At 65.0% G+C, this 21188-nt stretch carries 19 protein-coding genes; 15 read left to right on the top strand and 4 right to left on the bottom strand.

All coding sequences use genetic code 11. The features are described 5' to 3' along the window. Window positions 1-180: 180 nt before the first annotated feature. Complete coding sequence (locus FAZ97_RS08870; RefSeq protein ID WP_199272044.1) at window positions 181-1713, top strand: class I adenylate-forming enzyme family protein; 1533 nt, start codon at window positions 181-183, stop codon at window positions 1711-1713. A gap of 68 nt (window positions 1714-1781) precedes the next feature. Further along, window positions 1782-2939, top strand: coding sequence for an acyl-CoA dehydrogenase family protein (locus tag FAZ97_RS08865; RefSeq protein ID WP_158758107.1), 1158 nt, complete (start codon window positions 1782-1784; stop codon window positions 2937-2939). Window positions 2940-3000: 61 nt separating this feature from the next. Here the strand turns inward: FAZ97_RS08865 and FAZ97_RS08860 are convergent, their stop codons facing one another. Then, a complete protein-coding gene (locus tag FAZ97_RS08860) occupies window positions 3001-3903 on the bottom strand; it encodes a LysR family transcriptional regulator (protein ID WP_158758106.1) in 903 nt (300 codons plus the stop codon). A gap of 315 nt (window positions 3904-4218) precedes the next feature. Between FAZ97_RS08860 and FAZ97_RS08855 the strand changes: the two genes are divergently transcribed. The 13 genes from FAZ97_RS08855 (at window position 4219) to FAZ97_RS08795 (ending at window position 18153) form a co-directional block, all read left to right on the top strand. After that, window positions 4219-5124 (top strand): SDR family NAD(P)-dependent oxidoreductase, encoded by a 906-nt coding sequence (locus FAZ97_RS08855; protein ID WP_158759108.1) that lies wholly within the window; start codon window positions 4219-4221, stop codon window positions 5122-5124. Continuing rightward, window positions 5124-6416 carry an acetyl-CoA hydrolase/transferase family protein gene (locus tag FAZ97_RS08850; RefSeq protein ID WP_158758105.1) on the top strand — a complete coding sequence of 431 codons (1293 nt, stop codon included), beginning with the start codon at window positions 5124-5126 and terminating at the stop codon, window positions 6414-6416. The genes FAZ97_RS08855 and FAZ97_RS08850 overlap by 1 nt, the downstream gene beginning before the upstream one ends. 59 nt (window positions 6417-6475) lie before the next feature. Beyond that, entirely contained in the window at window positions 6476-7675 is a 1200-nt protein-coding gene (locus FAZ97_RS08845) for an acetyl-CoA C-acetyltransferase (RefSeq protein ID WP_158758104.1), read from the top strand. A 45-nt stretch (window positions 7676-7720) separates the two neighbouring features. Continuing rightward, complete coding sequence (locus tag FAZ97_RS08840; RefSeq protein ID WP_158758103.1) at window positions 7721-8896, top strand: phenylacetate--CoA ligase family protein; 1176 nt, start codon at window positions 7721-7723, stop codon at window positions 8894-8896. Further along, window positions 8893-10029, top strand: coding sequence for a lipoate--protein ligase family protein (locus FAZ97_RS08835; protein ID WP_158758102.1), 1137 nt, complete (start codon window positions 8893-8895; stop codon window positions 10027-10029). Before FAZ97_RS08840 ends, FAZ97_RS08835 begins: the two co-directional genes overlap by 4 nt. Further along, window positions 10026-10817 carry an enoyl-CoA hydratase/isomerase family protein gene (locus FAZ97_RS08830; RefSeq protein ID WP_158758101.1) on the top strand — a complete coding sequence of 264 codons (792 nt, stop codon included), beginning with the start codon at window positions 10026-10028 and terminating at the stop codon, window positions 10815-10817. Before FAZ97_RS08835 ends, FAZ97_RS08830 begins: the two co-directional genes overlap by 4 nt. 21 nt (window positions 10818-10838) lie before the next feature. Continuing rightward, window positions 10839-11708: a MaoC/PaaZ C-terminal domain-containing protein gene (locus tag FAZ97_RS08825; RefSeq protein ID WP_158758100.1), complete on the top strand. Its 870-nt coding sequence runs from the start codon at window positions 10839-10841 to the stop codon at window positions 11706-11708. 32 nt (window positions 11709-11740) lie between these two features. Next, the gene (locus tag FAZ97_RS08820) at window positions 11741-12529 is read left to right on the top strand and encodes a citryl-CoA lyase (protein ID WP_158758099.1); all 789 of its coding nucleotides are present in this window, start codon (window positions 11741-11743) and stop codon (window positions 12527-12529) included. A gap of 157 nt (window positions 12530-12686) precedes the next feature. After that, the gene (locus FAZ97_RS08815; RefSeq protein ID WP_233271555.1) at window positions 12687-13532 is read left to right on the top strand and encodes an FAS1-like dehydratase domain-containing protein; all 846 of its coding nucleotides are present in this window, start codon (window positions 12687-12689) and stop codon (window positions 13530-13532) included. Between the two features lie 38 nt (window positions 13533-13570). Further along, the gene (locus FAZ97_RS08810; protein WP_158758097.1) at window positions 13571-14734 is read left to right on the top strand and encodes an acyl-CoA dehydrogenase family protein; all 1164 of its coding nucleotides are present in this window, start codon (window positions 13571-13573) and stop codon (window positions 14732-14734) included. Window positions 14735-14749: 15 nt separating this feature from the next. After that, entirely contained in the window at window positions 14750-15928 is a 1179-nt protein-coding gene (locus tag FAZ97_RS08805; RefSeq protein WP_158758096.1) for a CaiB/BaiF CoA transferase family protein, read from the top strand. A 45-nt stretch (window positions 15929-15973) separates the two neighbouring features. Beyond that, on the top strand, window positions 15974-17353 hold the full coding sequence (locus tag FAZ97_RS08800; protein ID WP_158758095.1) for an MmgE/PrpD family protein: 1380 nt from the start codon (window positions 15974-15976) through the stop codon (window positions 17351-17353). Then, the gene (locus tag FAZ97_RS08795) at window positions 17350-18153 is read left to right on the top strand and encodes an HpcH/HpaI aldolase/citrate lyase family protein (protein ID WP_158758094.1); all 804 of its coding nucleotides are present in this window, start codon (window positions 17350-17352) and stop codon (window positions 18151-18153) included. The genes FAZ97_RS08800 and FAZ97_RS08795 overlap by 4 nt, the downstream gene beginning before the upstream one ends. A gap of 90 nt (window positions 18154-18243) precedes the next feature. On the opposite strand, the gene FAZ97_RS08790 is transcribed toward FAZ97_RS08795, so the two are convergent. From FAZ97_RS08790 to FAZ97_RS08780, 3 genes are all read right to left on the bottom strand, one after another. Then, window positions 18244-19179 (bottom strand): electron transfer flavoprotein subunit alpha/FixB family protein, encoded by a 936-nt coding sequence (locus tag FAZ97_RS08790; RefSeq protein ID WP_158758093.1) that lies wholly within the window; start codon window positions 19177-19179, stop codon window positions 18244-18246. Window positions 19180-19195: 16 nt separating this feature from the next. Beyond that, on the bottom strand, window positions 19196-19945 hold the full coding sequence (locus FAZ97_RS08785; RefSeq protein ID WP_158758092.1) for an electron transfer flavoprotein subunit beta/FixA family protein: 750 nt from the start codon (window positions 19943-19945) through the stop codon (window positions 19196-19198). Between the two features lie 181 nt (window positions 19946-20126). Further along, window positions 20127-21119, bottom strand: a complete 993-nt coding sequence (locus FAZ97_RS08780; RefSeq protein WP_158758091.1) for a ferritin-like domain-containing protein — start codon at window positions 21117-21119, stop codon at window positions 20127-20129. Between the last annotated feature and the right edge of the window lie 69 nt (window positions 21120-21188).

Here is a 21188-nt window from a genome sequence, read left to right as displayed (position 1 = left end):
CAACCAGCGAGGACTGAGCGCCCGGCCGTCGGGGTGAATTCCGACTTCTCGGCAGACGAATGCCGGCTTTACCGAAAACGAATTGTTGGCAGGCCACGCCTGAACCACACTGTTACCTGTCGCGATGCGGCGTGCCACGGCGCGCCGTACGCAGTCAAAAAGCAATGACAGGAGGTGACAGTGGTGAGGCGAGCGGCGCGCAAGATCAGCGATATCGCGCGGCACTGGGCGGAGGTGTCGCCCGAGGCGGTGGCGATACGCGAAGAAGCAAAGGTGACGAGCTTCGGGCAGCTCTGGAGCGGCGTTGAGCAGGCGCAGCGGTTTTTGCGCGAGCAGGGCGTGGAGGTGGGCGACCGCGTGCTGATCGTGGCCGAGAACTGCTCGGCCGTCGTGACGCTGCTGTTCGCGCTTTCGGAAATCGGCGCGTGGCCGGCCGTGGTCAACGCGCGGCTTTCGGAGCGCGAGATCGAGACGATCCGTGCGCATTGCAGGCCGCGTCTCATGCTGTTCACGCACGGTGCGTCGCCCGACGCGTTGCGTCACGGCGTGCGTTATCGTGCGCGCGAAATCGCACCCGCGGGACTCGGGCCGCTGATGATGGCCGCGCCCGACACCGAAGCTGTGCGCGAGCCCGAAGCGCTGGCGCACGAAGTGGCGGTGCTCATCTATACGTCGGGCACGACGGGCCAGCCCAAGGGCGTGATGGCCACGCATCGCGGCTTGCTGCATTTCGCGCATGTCTCGGCCACATCGCGCGACATGACGCAAGCGGACTGCGCGTACGCGGTCATGCCGATGTCGCATATCTTCGGCCTCGCCACGTTGCTGCTCGCCACGTTCGAGGCGGGCGCGAGCCTGCATCTCGCGGCGCGCTTTTCGGCGGAGGAGGTCGTTAAGGCGCTTGGCGCCTCCGAAATCTCCATTCTTCAGGGCGTGCCGACGCTCTTCACGCGCATCGTCGCTTATGTGCGCGAGCATGGTGGTGCCGTGCATGCGCCGCGTCTGCGCTACCTCTATACGGGCGGCGGTCCGCTCGATCCCACGCTCAAGCAACAGGTCGAAACGCTTTTCGGCATGCCGCTGCATCACGGCTACGGCATGACCGAATACGCGGGCTCGCTCTTCATCACGCGCATGGACCGTCCACGCAAGGACGTGTCCTCGGGTGAGATCGTCGAGGGCGCCGAGTTGCGCGTGGTCGGGCCCGACGGCGAGGATGTGCCGCGCGGCGAGCCCGGCGAGTTGTGGGTGCGCGGTCCCGGCGTCATGCATGGCTACTATCGCGAGCCGGGCTTGACGGCCGAAGTGCTCGACGCTGAAGGCTGGCTCAAGACCGGCGACCTCGGGCGGCTCGACTCCGACGGCGCGCTCTTCATCGTGGGCCGCTCGAAGGATCTCATCATCCGCTCGGGCTTCAATGTTTATCCCATCGAGGTCGAGTCGGTCATCAACACTTACGAGGCGGTGCGCCAGAGTGCCGTGGTGGGGCGGCGCGATGCCGAAGGGAACGAGGAAGTCGTGGCCTTCGTGGAAGCGAAGGAGGGCGCGACGATCGACGCCGCCGACCTCGCCCACTACCTGAGCGAGCGACTTTCGGCCTACAAGCGTCCCTCGGAGATCGTGACCATCGACATGATCCCGACCACGGCGAGCGGCAAGCTGCAAAAGCAGCCGCTGCGTGAAATGGCCAAACGCGCCGTGCGCGCTCGCTGAGCATTCCTGATTTTTTTATTCACCAGGCGGCGGCGTGCCGCCCGATCAACGATTGCAGGGCATATACCATGATTCGCGACCAGGAAACGATGAACGTTCTGCTCGACAACGTCGCGCGCTTCGTACGCGAGCGTCTCGTGCCGAACGAAGAGCGCGTAGCGGAAACCGATGAGATTCCGGCCGATATCGTCGACGACATGAAGGCCATGGGCCTCTTTGGCCTGACTATTCCGGAACAGTACGGCGGCCTCGATCTCACGATGGAAGAAGAGGTGCTCGTGATGTTCGAGCTGGGCAAGACCTCGCCCGCCTTTCGCTCGATCATCGGCACGACGGTGGGCATCGGCTCGCAGGGCATCGTGATCGATGGCACCGAAGAACAAAAGGCCCGCTGGCTGCCGAAGCTTGCCAGTGGCGAGATCATCGCGAGCTTCGCGCTCACGGAGCCGGGCGCGGGCTCGGACGCCGCCTCCATCAAGACGCGCGCCGAGCGGCGCGGCGACCACTACGTGGTGAACGGCACCAAGCGCTTCATTACGAATGCGCCGCAGGCCGGCATGTTCACGCTGATGGCGCGCACCAACCCCGACGAACCGCGCGCGGGCGGCATCACCTCGTTCATCGTCGACGCGAAAACGCCCGGCATCAGCTTCGGCAAGCGCGACAAGAAGATGGGGCAGCGCGGCGCGCATACCTGCGACGTCATCTTCGAAGATGTGAAGGTGCCCGCGGAAAACATCATCGGCGGCAAGGAAGGGGTGGGCTTCAAGACGGCGATGAAGGTGCTCGACAAGGGGCGCATTCATATCGCGGCAATTTGCGTGGGCGTGGCGCAGCGCATGCTCGACGACGCGTTGCGCTACGCGATGGAGCGCGAGCAGTTCGGCGAGAAGATCGCCGAGTTCCAGCTCGTGCAGGCCATGCTCGCCGATAGTCAGACCGAACTCTATGCGGCGCGCTGCATGGTGCTCGACGCGGCGCGCCGCCGCGACGCAGGCCAGAACGTGAGCACGGAAGCCGCGTGCGCGAAGCTGTTCGCATCGGAAATGTGCGGACGCGTGGCGGACCGCGCGGTGCAGATCTTCGGCGGCGCGGGCTATATGTCCGACTATGGCATCGAGCGCTTCTATCGCGACGTGCGCATTTTCCGCATCTACGAAGGCACGAGCCAGATCCAGCAGATCGTCATTGCGCGCAACATGATTCGCGCGGCTGGCGGGCGCTAAGCAGCCTGAGCACGGATGCGCGGCGCGCAGCAAGTGCGCCGCGTATTGGGTTGATTCGGACTTATTCGAGCCGGCCGATGCCGTCGGCTACCAGCAGGTCGACGAGCTTGCGCGCGAACAGCGGCAGCGCGTCGCGATCGGCCATGCAGATCTGCAGCTTGCGCACGGCCCATTCGTCGGTGAGCGGCACGATCTTCAATGACATGGTTTGCGCGTGGCGGCGCGCCGTGCCCTCGGGCAGCACGCCAATGCCGATGTTCGCTTCGATCATGCGGCACGCGGCCTCGAAATTGCCGATCTGGATGCGCCAGCGTATCGTGCGCTGCAAATCCGCCGAAGCGCGCTTGAGAAACGCGAAGATCGCGCTTTCATCGGGCGGCCCGATGAAGTCGTAGTCGAGCGTATCGGCAAACGCCATTTCGCTCGCCTGCGAAAGCGGGTGGCTCAGCGCCGTGACGAGCACGAGACGGTCGCGCCGGTAGGGCAGCACCTGCAAACCCTCGGTGCGCACATTGCCGGCCACGATGCCGATATCGATCGTGCCGTCCTGCACGGCGCGCACGATATCGGGCGAGAGACGCTCGTGAATATCCACGTACACGTCGGGATGGTTGATGAGGTAGGTGCGCAGCACGGCGGGCAGGAACTCGCTCATCGCTGTGGTGTTCGCAAACACGCGCACATGGCCCTTCACGCCCTGCGAGTACTCCTGCAGGTCTCCCGTCAGCTGCTCGAGTTGCTTGAGCACGCGGCGCGCGTGCGCGAGCAGCGTCTCGCCGGGCCCCGTTAGCGTGACCCCCTGGCTCGTGCGGCTCAAGAGCTTCACGCCCACCTGTTCTTCGAGATTCTTGATACGCGTGCTCGCCGCGGGCAGCGAGAGGTGCGCGCGTTCCGCGCCGCGCGTGAGGCTGCTCGCTTCGGCTACGTGGGTGAAGAGCTTCAGGTCGACGAGATCGAAATGCATGGGTTGACTTGCCGTGACTCCAATTTCTGCGGGTTTGCTTGCCGGTGCCTGTCTGCTCGTTCGTCCGAGGGATGCGCGACATACGGCGGACGAGCGGACTCTGGGCATTATTGCGCCGCAGCGCGGTGCACGCCATTAGCGATAGTACGGGTTAATCCTGGCCGAAACGGGCGTTCGGCATATCCAAATTGTGTAGCCGTACCCGATGCGTCAAGCTGCAACACGAACGGCACAGCTTGCCGCATAACGATTCAAATCGAATGAATGCCCGGCACAAAGCGGGCTGGAGGAGCGAAAACGATGACGACGCAACGAATGCTGGACGGTAAGGTCGTAGTGGTGACGGGCTCGGGCGGCGGCATTGGCCGCGACATCGCGCTGATGATGGCGCGCCACGGTGCGAAAGTCGTGGTGAACGACGTGGGCGCCTCGCTCACCGGCGAGGGCCACAACGACGGACCCGCACAGGCGGTGGTGAACGAGATCCAGTCCTTCGACGGCCAGGCCACCGCCAACACCGACAGCGTGGCCGACGCCGCAGGCGCCGCACGCATCGTGCAAAACGCCCTGGACGTGTTCGGCCGTATCGACTGCGTGGTGAACAACGCGGGTATTTTGCGCGACCGCTTCTTTCACAAGATGAGCGAAGAAGAGTGGGACGCTGTGCTGAAGGTGCACCTCTACGGTTCGTACTATGTCTCGCGCGCCGCTGCCGACCACTTCAAGGAGCAGCGCAGCGGGGCGTTCGTGCATATGACCTCCACGTCGGGCCTGATCGGCAATCTTGCGCAGGCCAACTACAGCGCGGCGAAGCTCGGCATTGCGGGACTGTCGAAATCCATCGCGCTCGATCTGGAAAAGTTCGGTGTCCGCTCGAACTGCATTGCGCCGTTCGCCTGGAGCCGCATGATCAACTCGATCAAGATCGATTCGCCGGAGCAGGAAGCGCGCGTTGCGAAGATCAAGCAGATGACGCCCGCGAAGATCGCGCCGCTCGCCGTGTACCTCGCAAGCGAGCAGGCCGCCGACGTGACAGGCCAGATTTTCGCGGTCCGCAACAACGAAATCTTCCTGATGAGCCAGCCGCGCCCCGTGCGTTCGGTGCATCGCGGCGAAGGCTGGACGCCGGAGACGATTGCCGAACATGCCATGCCGGCGCTGCGCAAGTCGTTCCACACGCTCGACGTTTCGGCCGACGTCTTCAGCTGGGACCCCGTCTGATGACGCGCGGCCCGCGCGCGGCGCGCGTCGTCGACGCCGCGCAGCTCGATTTCGCGCAGTACGTGCGTTCGGGCGATACGGTTGCATGGGGCCAGTGCGGTGCCGAACCGTGCACGCTCACGGCGCTGCTGATGTCGCAGCGCAAGGCGATGGGTGGCCGCTTTCGCGTGTTCGTGGGCGCTTCGTGGTCCGAAACGCTTGATCCCGCGTATGCCGATTGCGTCGATTTCGTGGCCTATGGCGCATCGGGTACGAACCGGCGGCTCGAACGCGAGGGTGTGCTCGACATCCTGCCGTGCCACTACTCGCAGTTTCGCAGTGTGCTGACCAGTGGTCCGAATCGCGTCGACGTGCTGTTGCTGCAAGTCGCGCCCGCGGACGAGGCGGGCCGGTACAGCCTCTCGATCGCGCATGAGTACCTCGTGCCCCTGATCGACAGTGCGCGCGTGGTGATCGCGGAGGTGAATGCGGCGGCGCCGTGGACCTACGGCGAGCGCATGTTGCGAGCCGAAGACTTCGACGTGCTGACTCACACCGACCGCGCGCCGCTCGAAGCGCCGCCTACGCAGGCGGGCGACATCGAACGACGCATTGCCCAGCATGCGGCCTCGCTGATCGAAGACGGCGCGACGATCCAGGCCGGGCTGGGCGCGTTGCCCGAGGCTATCGTCGCGCAGTTGCGCGACCGTCGCGACCTTGGCGTGCATAGCGGCACCATCGGCGACACCGTGGTCGACCTGATCGAAGCCGGTGTGGTGACGAATGCGCGTAAGTCGCGCGACAAGGGTGTGAGCGTGGCCGGCACGATGATGGGCACGCGCAGGGTCTACACGCATGCGCACCGAAATGCGCAGATCCAGTTTCGCTCCACGGCTTATACGCACGACATCGACGTGCTCGGCAGTCTCGACCGCTTTGTGGCGATCAACTCCGCACTCGAAGTCGATTTGACGGGGCAGGTCAATGCGGAGGCGGCCGGTGGCCGCTATGTGGGCGCAGTGGGCGGGGCGCTCGATTTCATGCGCGGCGCGGCGCGCTCGGACGGCGGCGTCGCGATCGTTGCGCTCGCCTCCAGTACGCGGCATGGCAGCCGCATCGTCGCACGTCTTTCCGGGCCGGTCAGCACGCCGCGCAGCGATGCAGCGGTGATTGTGACCGAGCACGGCGTGGCGGACCTGCGCGGGCTCACGCTTGCACAACGCGTCGAGCGCATGCTTGCCATCGCACCGCCCGAGTGGCGCGAACAGCTGGCCGCGGAGCACCACGCGCGACGGGACACGCTCGCGGCTTGACGCGGCACAGGCGCACGGCGCAGCGGCAGACAACCAGACAACATGAAGAGGAATCCGAAATGAGAAGAGCAGCGATAGTCGCGCCGGTGCGCACGCCGGTTGGCACGTTCGGCGGCGGCCTGCGCCCCGTTGCCGTCGAAACGCTTGCGGCCACGGTGCTGCGCGAAACCATCGCGCGCAGTGGCGTGGACCCGGCGCGCATCGAGGACGTGGTCTTCGCGCAATCGTACGCGAACAGCGAAACGCCTTGCATCGGCCGCTGGGCCGCGCTCGAAGCAGGGCTGCCGGTGCAGGTGCCCGGCATGCAGCTCGATCGCCGTTGCGGGGGCGGCCTGCAGGCCGTCGTGACCGCCGCGATGATGGTGCAAAGCGGCGCGGCGGACGTGGTCGTGGCCGGTGGCGTGGAGAGCATGAGCAATATCGAGTACTACACGACCGATATGCGCTGGGGCGCGCGCGCCGGTTCGGTGAAGATGCACGACCGTCTCGAGCGTGGCCGCGAACGCTCGCAGCCCGAAGCGCGCTTTGGCTACATCTCGGGAATGATCGAAACGGCAGAGAACCTCGCGAAGGAATATGGCATCACACGCGAGGAAGCGGACGCGTACGCGGTGCGCAGTCATCAGCGCGCGGCGGCGGCATGGGAGTCGGGCCGCTTCGCAGAGGAAGTGGTGCCGGTTTCAGTGCCGCAGCGCAAGGGCGACCCGGTACTGTTCGCACGCGACGAGGGCGTGCGCGCCGACGCGAGCGAGGCGTCGCTCGCGAAACTCAAGCCGCTCATGAAAGGCGGCACGGTGACGGCGGGCAACGCGAGCCAGCAGAACGACGCCGCCGCCGCTTGCCTGATCGTCGCCGAAGACCAGCTCGACAAGCTTGGCCTCACGCCGCTTGGCTATCTGACCGGTTGGGCGGCCGCCGGATGCGAGCCCGCGACGATGGGCATCGGTCCTGTGCCCGCCGTGCAAAAACTGCTGCAAAAGACCGGGCTCACGTTCGATCAACTCGATCTCGTCGAACTGAACGAGGCCTTTGCATGCCAGGTGCTCGCGGTGCTGAAGGGCTGGGGCTGGCACGACGAATCACGGCTGAACGTGAACGGCTCAGGCATTTCGCTGGGTCATCCGATTGGCGCGACGGGCGTGCGCATGTTGACCACGCTGCTCTACGAACTGCAGCGCCGCAAGGGCCGCTACGGCCTCGAAACGATGTGCGTAGGCGGCGGGCAGGGTATCGCGGCCATTTTCGAGCGGGCGGCTTGAGCACGAACGCTTCGCAGCCCTACTGAACATTAAAAGGAGGAGACGATGCTCGAAGCACTCAACGCGCAGCTGGCGAGGCTGCAAGCGCATCCGTTCTATGAGGGACGTCTGCCGCGCAGCGTCGCGAGCGCGGCGGAGTTCGCCGAGCGCGTGCCGCTCATGACGCGCGCCGAACTCGTGGCCGAGATGAATCGCCCGGGCTACGGCGCGTTTGCGCCCGCGGTGCCGCCGGTTCGCGTGCACCTCACGCCAATGGGCGCTTCGCTCGTGCCGATCCTGCAGAGCGCGGCCGATCTGCGTGCGATCGAAGCCGCGTGCGGACAGCATCTCGACGCATGCGGCATCGGCCCCGGCGACGTGTGCATGGTGACCTTCGGCTATCACCTCTTCGTGGCGGGCCTGTTCTATCAGACCCAGACGGAAGCGCGCGGCGTGGCATGCATTCCGCACGGCCCGGGCGAGACCGAACGCGCCGCACGCGTCGCGCAGCAATGCGGCGTGACGGTACTGGCCGGCAACCCGTCGCACGCGCTCAAGCTGATCGACGCGGGGTGTCCGGTTCCGCGCGTGTTCTTCGCGGGCGGCGAAGCGTTCACGGGCAATGCCGCGCTTTACGCGCGCGTGCGCGATGCGATGCCGGGCACGTTGCTGATCGACAGTTACTCGCTTTCCGAATGTCTGCCCGTTGCGCGTACGTTCCCAGGCGGCGCGGGCGTGCATGTGTTCGATGAACTGCTGTACGCCGAGGTGATCGACCCCGACACCGGCATGCCCGTTGCCGAGGGTGAGCGTGGCGAGCTCGTGCTCACGCATTTGAAGAAGGAACTGCAACCGCTCGTGCGCTACCGCACCGGCGACCTCACTGTGCTCGAACGGACCGCACCCGTGCATGGGCGCACGGTGTCGTTGCCGCGCGTGGTGTTCGGCCGCGCCGATTCGATGGTGAAGATCAAAGGCGTGAAGGTCTACCCATCGGAGTTGAAGGCGGTGCTGCTGGGTGTGGAAGGCGCGACGCTTGCGTACCGGCTCGTTGTCGGCACAAAGGAACATGGCGGAGACCATCTCACGCTGCAGGTGGAAGGCACGGTGGAGCATGGCGCCATCGAGGCCATTGCTGAGCGCTTCAAGCGACAAACGCTGATACACGCGGACGCGATCGAAATCGTGGCGAAGATCGAAGGCGCAGCGCTGGTAGAAGATCAACGGAGACAAACAACATGAATGCAAGCGCAACGAACACTCAGGCCCCGTGGCGCCTCGTCGTAGGTGGCCACAGCTATGCGGACTTCTCGATTTCGGTGTCGCCGGCGGTCGAGCGCGCCGTCGCCGAAAATCTCGTGCCGCCCACGGTCTATCTGAACGTCTTCAGCGACGACAGCATTACCGTAGGCGTGAATGAAGATCCGAACCAGGTGCTCGATCTGCCGTTCTGCCGCGCGAACGACGTGGTCGCACGGCGGCGCGTGAGCGGCGGCGGCGCGATCTATGCGGGGCGTGGTTCGGCATTTCTCGCGTTCTATTTGCCGGTTGGTCTGCCCGGTGTGCCCCAAACGGCGACGCAGGCGTTCCCGACGATACTCGGCCATGTCGCTGAGGCGCTGCGCGATGTGTTCGGCCTGCAGGCCGCGTACCGGCCGCTGAACGACGTCGAGATCGACGGACGCAAGCTCGTGGCCACGTCGCTGAAGATCGAAGGTGGCGTGCTGACGTTTCGTATTCTGCTGAATGTGAAGGCGATCGACACGGCAATCGCGGCGCGCGCGATGCCGATGGCGCCCGAAAAGGTCAAGGACAAGAAGCACAAGGATCTCGGCTCGCGCTATACGTATCTGGAGCAGGAACTGGGCCGCGAAGTGAGCGCCGAGGAACTGACCGCGTGGGTCACGGCCTGCGTTCGCCGCACGTTTGGAGAAATAGCGCTCGAGTCTGGTGCGTTAGGCAGCGAAGAGCTCGTTTTCGCGCAGCAATACGAACGCGAACTGCACGAGGAAAGCTGGTTCCATGAAAAGAGCGAAGCGACGCGCTACAGCCCGATCGCGCTCACGGGCGACCATATCGTGCGCGGCCGCGAAAAGGCGCCGGCAGGGCTGATCTGGCTGAGCCTGCTCGTGCGTGACGGCACGGTGGTCAAGGCGATTGTCAATGGCGACTGGCACCCGCGTCCGCTGGCTTCGGTCGCCTGGCTCGAAGACGGTTTCACCGGGCTCGCCGCCACGCGCGCCGCGTGCGCGGCGCATATCGAGGCGTTTCTCGCGCGTCCCGATGTGGAGTTCGCGGGCGTGGAGCCTGTGCATCTGATCACGGCGCTCGACAAGGCGCTCGCTGAACTCGCAAGCGCCGGGGTGAGCGCATGAGCGCAAAGACGCTACTCGTCGAGCACGAGGCGGGCGTCGCGACGCTCACGTTCCATCGCCCGGAGGCCAAGAACGCGCTCAACGCCGAGATGCGCGTGGAACTGCTCGAAGCCGTACAGCGCATACGTGCCGATCGCAGCGTGCATGCGGTTATTCTGCGCGGCGTGGGCAATGACTTCTGCTCGGGCGGCGATGTACGCGCCATGAACGTGACAAGCGCCGAGGAAGGGCGCCATCGTATCGACGACCTGCATGGCTGGGTGAGCATGCTGATCGACCTCGACCGCCCGGTGATCGCGGCCGTGGACGGCGTGTGCTACGGCGCGGGCTTCAGCTTCGCGCTCGCTGCCGACTTCGTGATTGCCAGCACGCGCGCACGCTTTTGCATGCCCTTTATGAAAGTCGGCCTCGTGCCCGATTGCGGGGCGTTTTATACGCTGCCGCGCGTGGTGGGACTCGCCCGCGCGAAGGACCTCGTGTTCACGGCGCGCGAGATACGCGCTGCCGAAGCGAAGGAGATCGGTGCGGTGCTCGAAGTGGTCGAGCCAGACGAGCTTCATGCACGCGCCGCGCAAGTCGCGGCCAGCCTTGCCGCAGCGTCGCCCATTGCTTTCGGCCTCGCCAAGCGCGCGCTGAACCAGTCGCTTGGCAGCGATCTGCGCGCGATGCTCGAAATCGAGTCGGCGGCGCAGGGCATTGCGTTTACGACCGAATTTCATCGTGAAGCCGTGAAGCGCTTTCGCGAGAAGGCCGATCCGCTTTTCAAGTGGCCCGCCGCCGAGGCCTGATCTCCCACCGAGCACACCGTCATGACGATCGACTATCACACCCTGCGTAACTGGCCGTTCAAGAATGTCGAGCAGACCTATACCGCGCGCGACGCCATGCTCTACAGCCTCGCCGTGGGCTACGGCGCGAATCCCGTTGATTCGGACGACCTGGCATTCGTCTACGAAAAAGCGTTGCGCGTGCCGCCGACGCTTGCCGTCGTGCTCGGCTTTCCCGGCTTCTGGGCGCGCGACCCGCGCGCGGGCATCGACTGGGTGCGGCTCTTGCATGGCGAGCAGAGCCTCGTCATGCACAAGCCATTGCCGGCGGCCGCGACCGTGATCGGTCGCTCGCGCATCACGCGCGTGGTCGACAAAGGCGCGGGCAAGGGCGCACTGCTCGAAATCCAGCGTAGCATTACGGACAAAGCAAGCGGCGAACTGTACGCCACCGTCACGCAACTCACGTTCTGCCGCGGCGACGGCGGCTTCAGCGCGAACAACGGCTTGAGCGACGAAGCTCCCGCGCCGCCGCCGCCGATGCCCGAGCGCGCGCCCGATCATCATTGCGACCTGCCTACACGCCCGGAAACGGCGTTGATTTACCGACTGTGCGGCGACGACAACGCCTTGCATGCCGACCCGCATGTTGCGCGCGCAGCGGGGTTCGAGCGGCCTATCCTGCATGGGCTCGCCACGTGGGGCGTGGCCGCGCATGCCGTACTGAAGACACTGTGCGCGAGCGACCCGCAACGCCTCGCGGCGTTTCACGCGCGCTTTACCGCACCGGTTTATCCGGGCGAGACGATCCGCACCGAGATGTGGCGCGACGGCAACGAGGTGAGTTTTCGCGCGCGCGTGCTGGAACGTGACGTGCTCGTGCTCAACCACGGCCGCGCACAACTGCGCTGAGCGCTATTCTGTATAACGAAGGAATCAAGACTATGGCCCGTCAACCGAAACCGCTCGTGCGCTCCGATATCGCGTACAGCACGCCCGATCGTATTGTCGTGCGTGGCAAAAGCCTGCCCGACGAAGTGCTCGGCCACATGAATCTCGGCGACTTCGCGTTTCTGCAACTCACGGGCAAGACCGCCACGCCGCAGCAGTCCGCGATGTTCAACGCCATCGTCATTACGCTCGTCGAGCACGGCATGACGCCGAGCGCCATCGCTGCGCGCATGACGTATGCGGGCGCGCCCGAGTCGCTGCAGGCGGCCGTTGCGGCGGGGCTATGCGGGCTTGGCTCGGTGTTCGTCGGCAGCATGGAAGGCGCGTGCCGCATGCTCTCCGAAACACTGCCTTACGATGCCCAATGCGACGATCTGGAGAAACTCGCTGTCGATACCGTCGCCGCGTGGCGCACGCGCGGCACGCCGATTCCAGGGCTCGGTCATCCGCTGCACAAGCCCATCGATCCGCGCACGCCGCGCCTTTTCGAACTGGCCGCGCAAAACGGCATGTCGGGGCGCTATGTGAAGCTCATGCAGCTAATTGGCGCGGAGGCAGAGCGCGCATCGGGCAAGGCATTGCCGATCAACGCGACCGGCGCGATCGGTGCGATCTGCTGCGAATTCGGCTTCCCATGGCGCATCGTGCGCGGCTTCGGCGTGATGGCGCGCGCAATCGGCCTGGTTGGCCATCTGCTCGAAGAGGGCGAGCGCCCCATGTCGTTCGAGTTGTGGCAGCGTGTGGAAGACGAAGCCTCCGCCCATCTACGCGGCGAAGCGTGAGGCCGGCACGCGGCCTGTTTTGAAAGCCGCGTGCAAGTATCGCGCAGCAATAGTCGGGGGATTAACGAAAGCGAAAGGGCTGATTCGGCAAAGGCAACTTCGCGAAACGGCGTGAGCCGTTCATAGTATGGCAACTAGTCTCGCAACGGAGAAAGCCATGCCGGAATCGCAAACGCCATCGCTCAGTGCGTGGCTCGACAAGACCGAAACGCTCACCGACGACATCACCGCGTTTCCGCTGCGCGCGCTTGCCGCCACCCTCGACCGCGAAGCGCCTGGTAGCGCCGTGCCGCCGCTGTGGCACTGGCTCTATTTTCTGCCTGTTTCACCGCTCGCCGAAGCGGGTCCCGATGGTCACCCGAAACGCGGCGGCTTCCTGCCGCCGGTCGAACTGCCGCGCCGCATGTGGGCGGGCGGCCGCTTGACGTTTCACGCGCCGCTGCGCGCGGGCAACGAAGCCGCGCGCACGTCCACTATCGCGAACATCGAGGACAAGACCGGCCGCAGCGGCCGCCTCGTGTTCGTGACCGTGCAGCATCGCTACGAGAGCGGCGGGGCGCTGTGCATCGAGGAAGAGCACGACATCGTTTATCGCGATGCGCCGCAGCCCGGTGCGAGCGCGCCGAAGCCGGTCGTGGCGCCGCAAGGCGAGACGTGGTCGCGCACGCTCACGGCCAGCGCGCTCATGCTGTTCCGCTATTCCGCACTGACTTTCAACGGTCATCGCATTCACTACGACTTCCCGTATGTCACGCAGGAAGAGGGCTATCCGGGCCTCGTCGTGCACGGCCCGCTGATCGCCACGCTGCTGCTCGACCTCGTGCACCGCGAGCGGCCTGACGCCGCGATCGCGACCTACGCGTTTCGCGCGGTACGGCCCACGTTCGCGGGCAACGCGTTCACGCTGTGCGGCAAGCTTTCCGACGACGCACGCTCGGTCGAACTCTGGGCGAAAGATCACGACGGCTATCTGACGATGCAGGCCACTGCCACGCTGGCCTGAGCGGCAACACGAACATTCATAGCGACTTCATATCGATCATGCAAACCACGCAACAAGATTCGTTTCAGGATATCCGCGAAGCCGTACGCGATCTGTGCCAGCAGTTTTCGGGTGAATATTTCCGCAAGATCGACGAGGCGCGCGGCTATCCCGAGGCATTCGTCGATGCCCTCACCAAGGCCGGCTGGCTCGCAGCGCTGATTCCTCAGGAGTACGGCGGATCTGGCCTGGGGCTGACCGAAGCATCGGTCATCATGGAGGAGATCAACCGCGCCGGGGGCAACTCGGGCGTATGCCATGGCCAGATGTACAACATGGGCACGCTGCTGCGCCACGGCTCGGCGGAGCAAAAGCGCAAGTACCTGCCGAAGATCGCGAGCGGCGAATTGCGCCTGCAATCGATGGGCGTGACCGAGCCCACCACGGGCACCGACACCACGAAGATCAAGACCACGGCGGTGCGCAAGGGCGACCGCTACGTGATCAACGGGCAAAAGGTGTGGATCTCGCGCGTGCAGCATTCGGACCTCATGATCCTGCTTGCGCGCACCACGCCGCTCGCCGACGTGAAGAAGAAGTCCGAAGGCATGTCGATCTTCGTGGTCGACCTGCGCGAAGCCGTCGGCCACGGCCTCACCGTGCAGCCGATTCTCAACATGGTCAATCACGAGACCAACGAACTCTTCTTCGATAACCTCGAAATTCCGGCGGAAAACCTGATCGGCGAGGAGGGGATGGGCTTCAAGTACATCCTCGACGGACTGAACGCCGAGCGCACGCTCATCGCGGCGGAATGCATCGGCGACGGCTACTGGTTCATCGACAAGGTGAGTGCCTACGCGAAGGAGCGCATCGTGTTCGGACGGCCTATCGGGCAGAATCAGGGTGTGCAGTTTCCGATCGCGCGCGCGTTCGTCAACGTCGAAGCCGCGAGCCTGATGCGCTTCGAAGCCGCGCGCCGCTTCGACGCGCACGAGGCTTGTGGCGCGCAAGCCAACATGGCGAAACTGCTGGCCGCCGACGCCTCGTGGGAGGCCGCGAATGCGTGTCTGCAATTCCACGGCGGCTTCGGTTTCGCCTGCGAGTACGATGTGGAGCGCAAGTTCCGCGAGACGCGCCTCTATCAAGTCGCGCCGATCTCGACCAATCTGATTCTCTCGTACGTGGCGGAGCATGTGCTCGGCCTGCCGCGTTCGTTCTGAGCGGAGGCGCGCGCCATGAGACCACTCGACGGTATCAAGGTCGTCACGCTCGAACATGCGATTGCCGCGCCGTTCTGCACGCGCCAGCTGGCCGATCTCGGCGCGCGCGTGATCAAGATCGAGCGGCCAGGCGTGGGCGACTTCGCGCGCGGCTACGACGAGCGCGTGCATGGACTCGCCTCGCACTTCGTGTGGACGAACCGCTCGAAGGAAAGCCTCTCGCTCGACGTGAAGCACAAGGAGGCCGCGCCGATCCTCGACGCATTGCTCGCCGACGCCGACGTGCTCGTGCAGAATCTCGCGCCGGGCGCGGCGGCGCGCCTTGGGCTCAGCTACGAGGCGCTCAGTGAGCGCTATCCGAAGCTGATCGTGTGCGATATCTCCGGTTACGGCGACGATGGTCCCTACCGCGAGCGCAAGGCGTACGACCTGTTGATTCAAAGCGAATCGGGCTTTCTCTCCATCACGGGGTCGCCCGGCGAGCCGGCGAAGGCGGGTTGCTCGATTGCCGATATCGCCGCGGGCATGTATGCCTATTCGAATATTCTGAGCGCGCTGCTGATGCGCGGGCGCACCGGGCGCGGGTGCCGCATCGACGTCTCGATGCTGGAGAGCATGGTGGAGTGGATGGGCTATCCGCTTTACTACGCGATCGACGGGCAAACGCCGCCGCCGCTCGCGGGCGCTTCGCACGCGACGATCTATCCGTATGGGCCGTTTCCGGCCGGCGACGGCAAGTCGGTGATGCTCGGCCTGCAGAACGACCGCGAATGGAAGCTCTTTTGCGAGCACGTGCTGTTGCAGCCGGAGCTTGCCGCCGATGAGCGCTTCGCTGCGAATTCACAGCGTTCCGCGCGCCGCGCAGCGTTGCGCGAACTGATCGTCGAGGCGTTTTCGAAGCTCAGTGCGGCGCAGGTCATCGAACGGCTTGACCGCGCGGGCATCGCCAATGCCCAGATGAACACCATGGCCGATGTGTGGGCCCATCCGCAACTGCAGGCGCGCGAGCGCTGGCGCGAAGTGCAGACATCGGCGGGGATGGTGCCGGCGCTGTTGCCGCCGGGCGCGCCTGGCGCATTCGATGCGCGCATGGATGCCGTCCCTGCACTCGGTCAGCATACCGAATCTATTCTGCGAGAGCTTGGCTTCGATGCGGGGCGTATTGGCGCGCTGCGCGAAGCAGGAGCAATCTGATCGCGCCCGGCGCATCGCAAACCGACTTCACTACACTACGCTGCCATGACAGATCATCCCAGCCGCGCGCTCGCGGCTTTCGCTTCGCAACTGCGTTTCGATTCGATTCCGTCTCACGTGGTCGAGCGCACCGTCAATCTCTACGTGGACTGGCTCGGCTCTGCGCTAGGCGGCAAGGGCGCACGTCCGGTCGAAACGATCGCGCGGTTCGCGCGTGCCGCGCACGGCGCGGCCGGAGCGCCAGCCCCGTGCGAAGTCATCATCGACCGCACTCGCACCACGGCGTATTTCGCCGCCATGATCAACGGCGCCGCTTCGCACTTCGTCGAGCAGGACGACGTGCACAACGGATCGGTGCTGCATCCGGCTACCGTCGTATTCCCGGTGACGCTCGCGCTTGCGCAGGCGCTGGGCGCTTCAGGGCAGGAGTTCATCGCAGCCTCGGTGGCGGGCTATGAAGTGGGCATACGGGTGGGCGAATTCATGGGTCGTTCGCACTACAAGATATTTCACACGACCGGCACCGTGGGCACGATCGCAGCGGCTGCCGCGGCGGGTCGACTGCTGAAGCTGACACCCGAGCAGATGCTCGACGCGTTCGGCTCGGCGGGCACGCAGGCGAGCGGTTTGTGGGAGTTCCTGCGCGACGCGGCCGATTCGAAGCAACTGCACACAGCGATGGCGGCTGCGAACGGCTTGATGGCCGCGCAACTCGCGGCGGACGGTTTTCGCGGCGCGCAGCGCATTCTCGAAGGCGCACAGGGCATGGCGGCGGGCATGTCGAGCGACGCGGATCCTGCAAAGCTTGTCGATCGACTGGGCGAGCGTTGGGCGACGGTCGAAACGTCGTTCAAGTATCACGCGGCGTGCCGCCACACGCATCCGGCCGCTGACGCGCTGCTGTCCGTGATCGAAGCGCACCGGCTCAATCCCGACGATATCGCAAACGTCACGGCGCATGTGCATCAGGGGGCGATCGACGTGCTCGGCAGCGTGGTTGTGCCGAGTACCGTTCATCAGGCGAAATTCAACATGGGGACCGTGCTCGGCCTCGTCGCTTATCGCGGCTACGCGGGCGTGAACGAATTCGAGCGCGACTATTCGGCGGACGATATCGCCGCGTTTCGCGCACGCGTGACGATGGCGCTGGACGAGGAAGTGGACCGCGCGTATCCCGCCCGCTGGATCGGCAAGGTGACTGTGACGACGCGCGACGGCCGCACGTTGCAAGGGCGCGTGGATGAACCGAAGGGCGATCCGGGTAATACGCTTTCGCGAGACGAGATCGCAGCGAAGTTCGTGCGCCTGGCCGCGTTTTCGGGCGCAGCCCGCGAAAGCGATGCACAGCGCCTGCTCGACGCGGCGTGGGGGATTGCCGAGGCGCAGCGCATAGGCTCGCTTTTCGGCGCAGGGGCGAGCGCATGAGCGCGGCGCTTTCCCGCTCGTATCTGTTCGTGCCGGGCAACCGGCCCGAGCGCTTCGAAAAGGCGCGCGGCGCGGGTGCCGATGCGGTGATCGTCGATCTGGAGGATGCGGTTCCGCCCGCGGAAAAGGGCGCCGCGCGCGACGCAGTGGTCGCGGCTCTGGACGCCGCGCGGCCGGTCTGGGTGCGCGTGAACGGCACCGACACGCCCTGGTTCGCCGACGATGCCGCGGCGCTTGGCGCACACGCGGGCGTGGCGGGGATCATGCTGCCGAAGGCGGAAAGCGCCGAACAGATCGCGGCGCTACGCTCGGGCGCACACGGCGCGCTGCAAGTGTTGCCGATCGTGGAAACCGCGCGCGGCATCGCGGGCCTGAATGCGCTGTGCGGCGCGCAAGGCGTGCTGCGCGTGGCGTTCGGCACGCTCGACTTTCAAGTGGACATGGGTATCGACGGCGACGGCGAGGAACTCGACGCGTTTCGTTCGCAGATCGTGCTGACCTCGCGGCTGGCAGGCATTGCTGCGCCTGTCGATGGCGTTTCGACCGTATTCGATGACGCAGAGGCGCTCGAGCGTGAAGCGCGGCGCGGGCGGCGATTTGGCTACGGCGGCAAGCTTTGCATTCACCCGAAGCAGATCGAGCCCGTGCATCGCGCGTACGCATGGAGCGAGGCGCAGCGCGCATGGGCGCAGCGCGTGCTCGACGCGGTGCAGGCGAGCGGTGGGGCGGCCGTGGCGCTTGACGGGAAGATGGTGGACATGCCGGTGATCCTCAAGGCACGGCGGATTTTGGGTGTTTGACCACGAATGCAGCCAAGGTTGCTGCGTTTGCGTCGATCAAGAAGGCGCCTTTGTTTTCACAAAGGCGCCTTTAGTTTTTTGGGAGCGGTATTAGCCGATTGCGCCAGCGAGTTCCGGCACGACCGTGAACAGGTCGCCCACGAGGCCATAGTCGGCCACGCTGAAGATCGGTGCTTCCTCGTCCTTGTTGATCGCGACGATGACCTTCGAGTCCTTCATGCCGGCCAGATGCTGGATCGCGCCCGAGATGCCGACTGCCACATACAGTTGCGGCGCGACAATCTTGCCGGTCTGACCGACCTGGTAGTCGTTCGGCACGTAGCCAGCATCGACTGCCGCGCGCGAGGCGCCGAGCGCTGCGTTGAGCTTGTCCGCCAGCGGCTCCAGAACCTTCGTGTAGTTCTCGCCGCTGCCCAGACCCCGGCCACCCGAGACGATGATCTTCGCGCTCGTGAGTTCAGGACGGTCGAGCTTCGTGACTTCACGGCCGACGAACTGCGTCAGACCGCTGTCCGCTGCCGCGCCGAGCTTCTCGACGGCTGCGCTGCCGCCTTCGGCCGCGACTGCGTCGAATGCCGTCGTGCGAACGGTGATGACCTTGATCGGGTCGACCGATTGCACCGTTGCGATCGCATTGCCCGCGTAGATCGGACGTTCGAACGTGTCCGGCGAATCGACAGCGGTAATGTCGCTGATCTGCGCGGCGTCGAGCTTCGCGGCGATACGCGGCGTGACGTTCTTGCCCGCTGCCGTTGCCGGCGCGAGGATGTGCGAATAGTTCTTCGCAATGCTCAGGACCGTCGCTTCGACGTTTTCGGCAAGACCCTGTTCGAGTTGCGGCGCATCGGCGAGCAGCACCTTCGCCACGCCTGCGATCTTCGCGGCTGCGTCGGCTGCTGCCTGTGCGTTGTGGCCCGCGACCAGCACATGCACGTCGCCGCCAATCTTCTGTGCTGCAGCGACGGTGTTCAGCGTCGCGGCCTTGATCGAGTGATTGTCGTGTTCAGCAATAACCAGATTCGTCATTTTGAAATCGCTCCCTTTACAGCACCTTGGCTTCAGTTTTCAACTTCGCGACGAGCGCCGCAACGTCCGGCACCTTCACGCCTGCGCTGCGCTTGGTCGGCTCGGCAACCTTCAGCGTCTTCAAACGCGGCGCGACATCGACACCCAGATCGGAAGGCTTGATCGTCTCCAGCGGCTTCTTCTTCGCCTTCATGATGTTCGGCAGCGTGACGTAGCGCGGCTCGTTCAGACGCAAGTCGGTCGTCACGACAGCGGGCAGCTTCAAAGACAGCGTTTCCGCGCCGCCATCCACTTCGCGCGACACGGTAGCCTTGCCGTCAGAAACGACCACCTTCGAAGCAAAGGTTGCCTGAGGCAAACCAGCCAGCGCGGCGAGCATCTGCCCGGTTTGATTCGAATCGTCGTCGATAGCCTGCTTGCCGAGGATCACGAGCGACGGCTGCTCTTTATCGACGAGTGCTTTCAAAAGTTTCGCCACCGCGAGCGGCTGCAGATCGTCGTTCGACTCGACCAGCACGGCGCGATCCGCACCGATAGCCAGTGCCGTGCGCAACGTTTCCTGGGCCTGCGAAACACCGCACGAAACGGCGATAACCTCGGTCGCCACGCCCGCTTCCTTCAGACGCACCGCTTCTTCCACGGCGATTTCGTCGAACGGGTTCATCGAGAACTTCACGTTGGCGATATCCACGCCCGTGCCGTCCGACTTCACACGAACCTTCACGTTGTAATCGACCACGCGCTTGACGGGCACCAGAATTTTCAAGCTCTTTCTCCTCGATAGGGACAATGCTTTCGTCATTGACGAAGACCTCCGTCACTGTGACAGACGCGTGAGCCGCGTGGAATTCAGCTTTGTGGAAGGCGTGCTTCGAGCGTGCTGAAGCAGCGCGCGCCGCAATCGTCCTTTCGAACGACGCGGCGTGCGTGCTCGGGGGAGGGGATCGTCAGTTCTTCTTGTCGCGCACGAAGCGCAGTGCGAAGCGCACGAGCCGCGGCATGGTTTCAGGCCGCAGCAAACGTGTGTCGTAGCCCGAGAAGCGCCGGTCGTTTTCGGCGAGACACAGGCGCATGAGTTCCGGTACGCTGATATCCACGTCGGTCACCTGTTGCGCGCCGTTCATCGTGAAGTTGTTGTCGTGCTTGTGCTCGTTGCCTTCGGCGTCCATCGCGCGCGCGAGGCCTATGCGTTCCCAGGCCAGAAAGGCCCATACGCCGGCCACTTTCAGCTCGAAGCGAATGCGCTGCCACCAGGCGAGCCGGGCGCGGTGCCAGGCGACCCAGTTCGCGAACAGCAGGATATGGCGGCATTCTTCCTGCATGACGGGCTCGAACGTGTCGATGAGCTCCGGTGGAAAGAGGCCCGAGCGATGCGCCACTTCGAAGAGGCCGAACGCGAAGAAACTGTCCACGCATTCGCTATAGCCCGTCACGAGGTAAGCCCATTCGGCGTCCTTAGGGTAGACGTAGGGCGGCTCGCTCGCGAGCTTGATGCCGTACGCAGCCACCATGCGCGAGAGCACCTCCTTGTGGCGGTTCTCCTCCCACGCGTTGAGCGCGAGCGCGTCGCGCATCACCGCGTCGTCGAGCGAGGCGGCGTAGGCGGCCATGCGCAGGCGCGCGCGGCCTTCCGTTTGCACGGCGATGTCCCAGATCGGCAAATCGGTGATGCGCTTGAGCGCCGCGGGTTCGAGCCGCGGCCAATCGAGCACCGAGGGCCGGTAAGGATTGAAGGTCTCGCGGAACATGCGGCACATTTCGTCGCGGTGGAGGTCGGTGCCGGGTGTGATCCCGCCACTTACGCGGCTTGTCCAGTGACGCGTGTTGTGTTCGGCGGCGTCGAGCGTCTCGCGGTCCGGGCGCTCGACAGGCAACGCAGGCGCGTGGAAGCCGGGAATGAGTTGCGACGCATCGAAGGCGTCGAATATCAGTTCGTCCATCTCGCTGTTCTTTTGCTGGTGGCTTACGCACACCGCGATGCATAAGCGATTGCCGTGATCGCACGAGCT

Origin of the sequence: Paraburkholderia acidiphila (genome assembly GCF_009789655.1) — a bacterium.
Classification (GTDB): Bacteria; Pseudomonadota; Gammaproteobacteria; order Burkholderiales; family Burkholderiaceae; genus Paraburkholderia; species Paraburkholderia acidiphila.
Note: the sequence above shows the minus strand (reverse complement) of the source record. Positions and strands in the feature narration are given on the sequence as shown.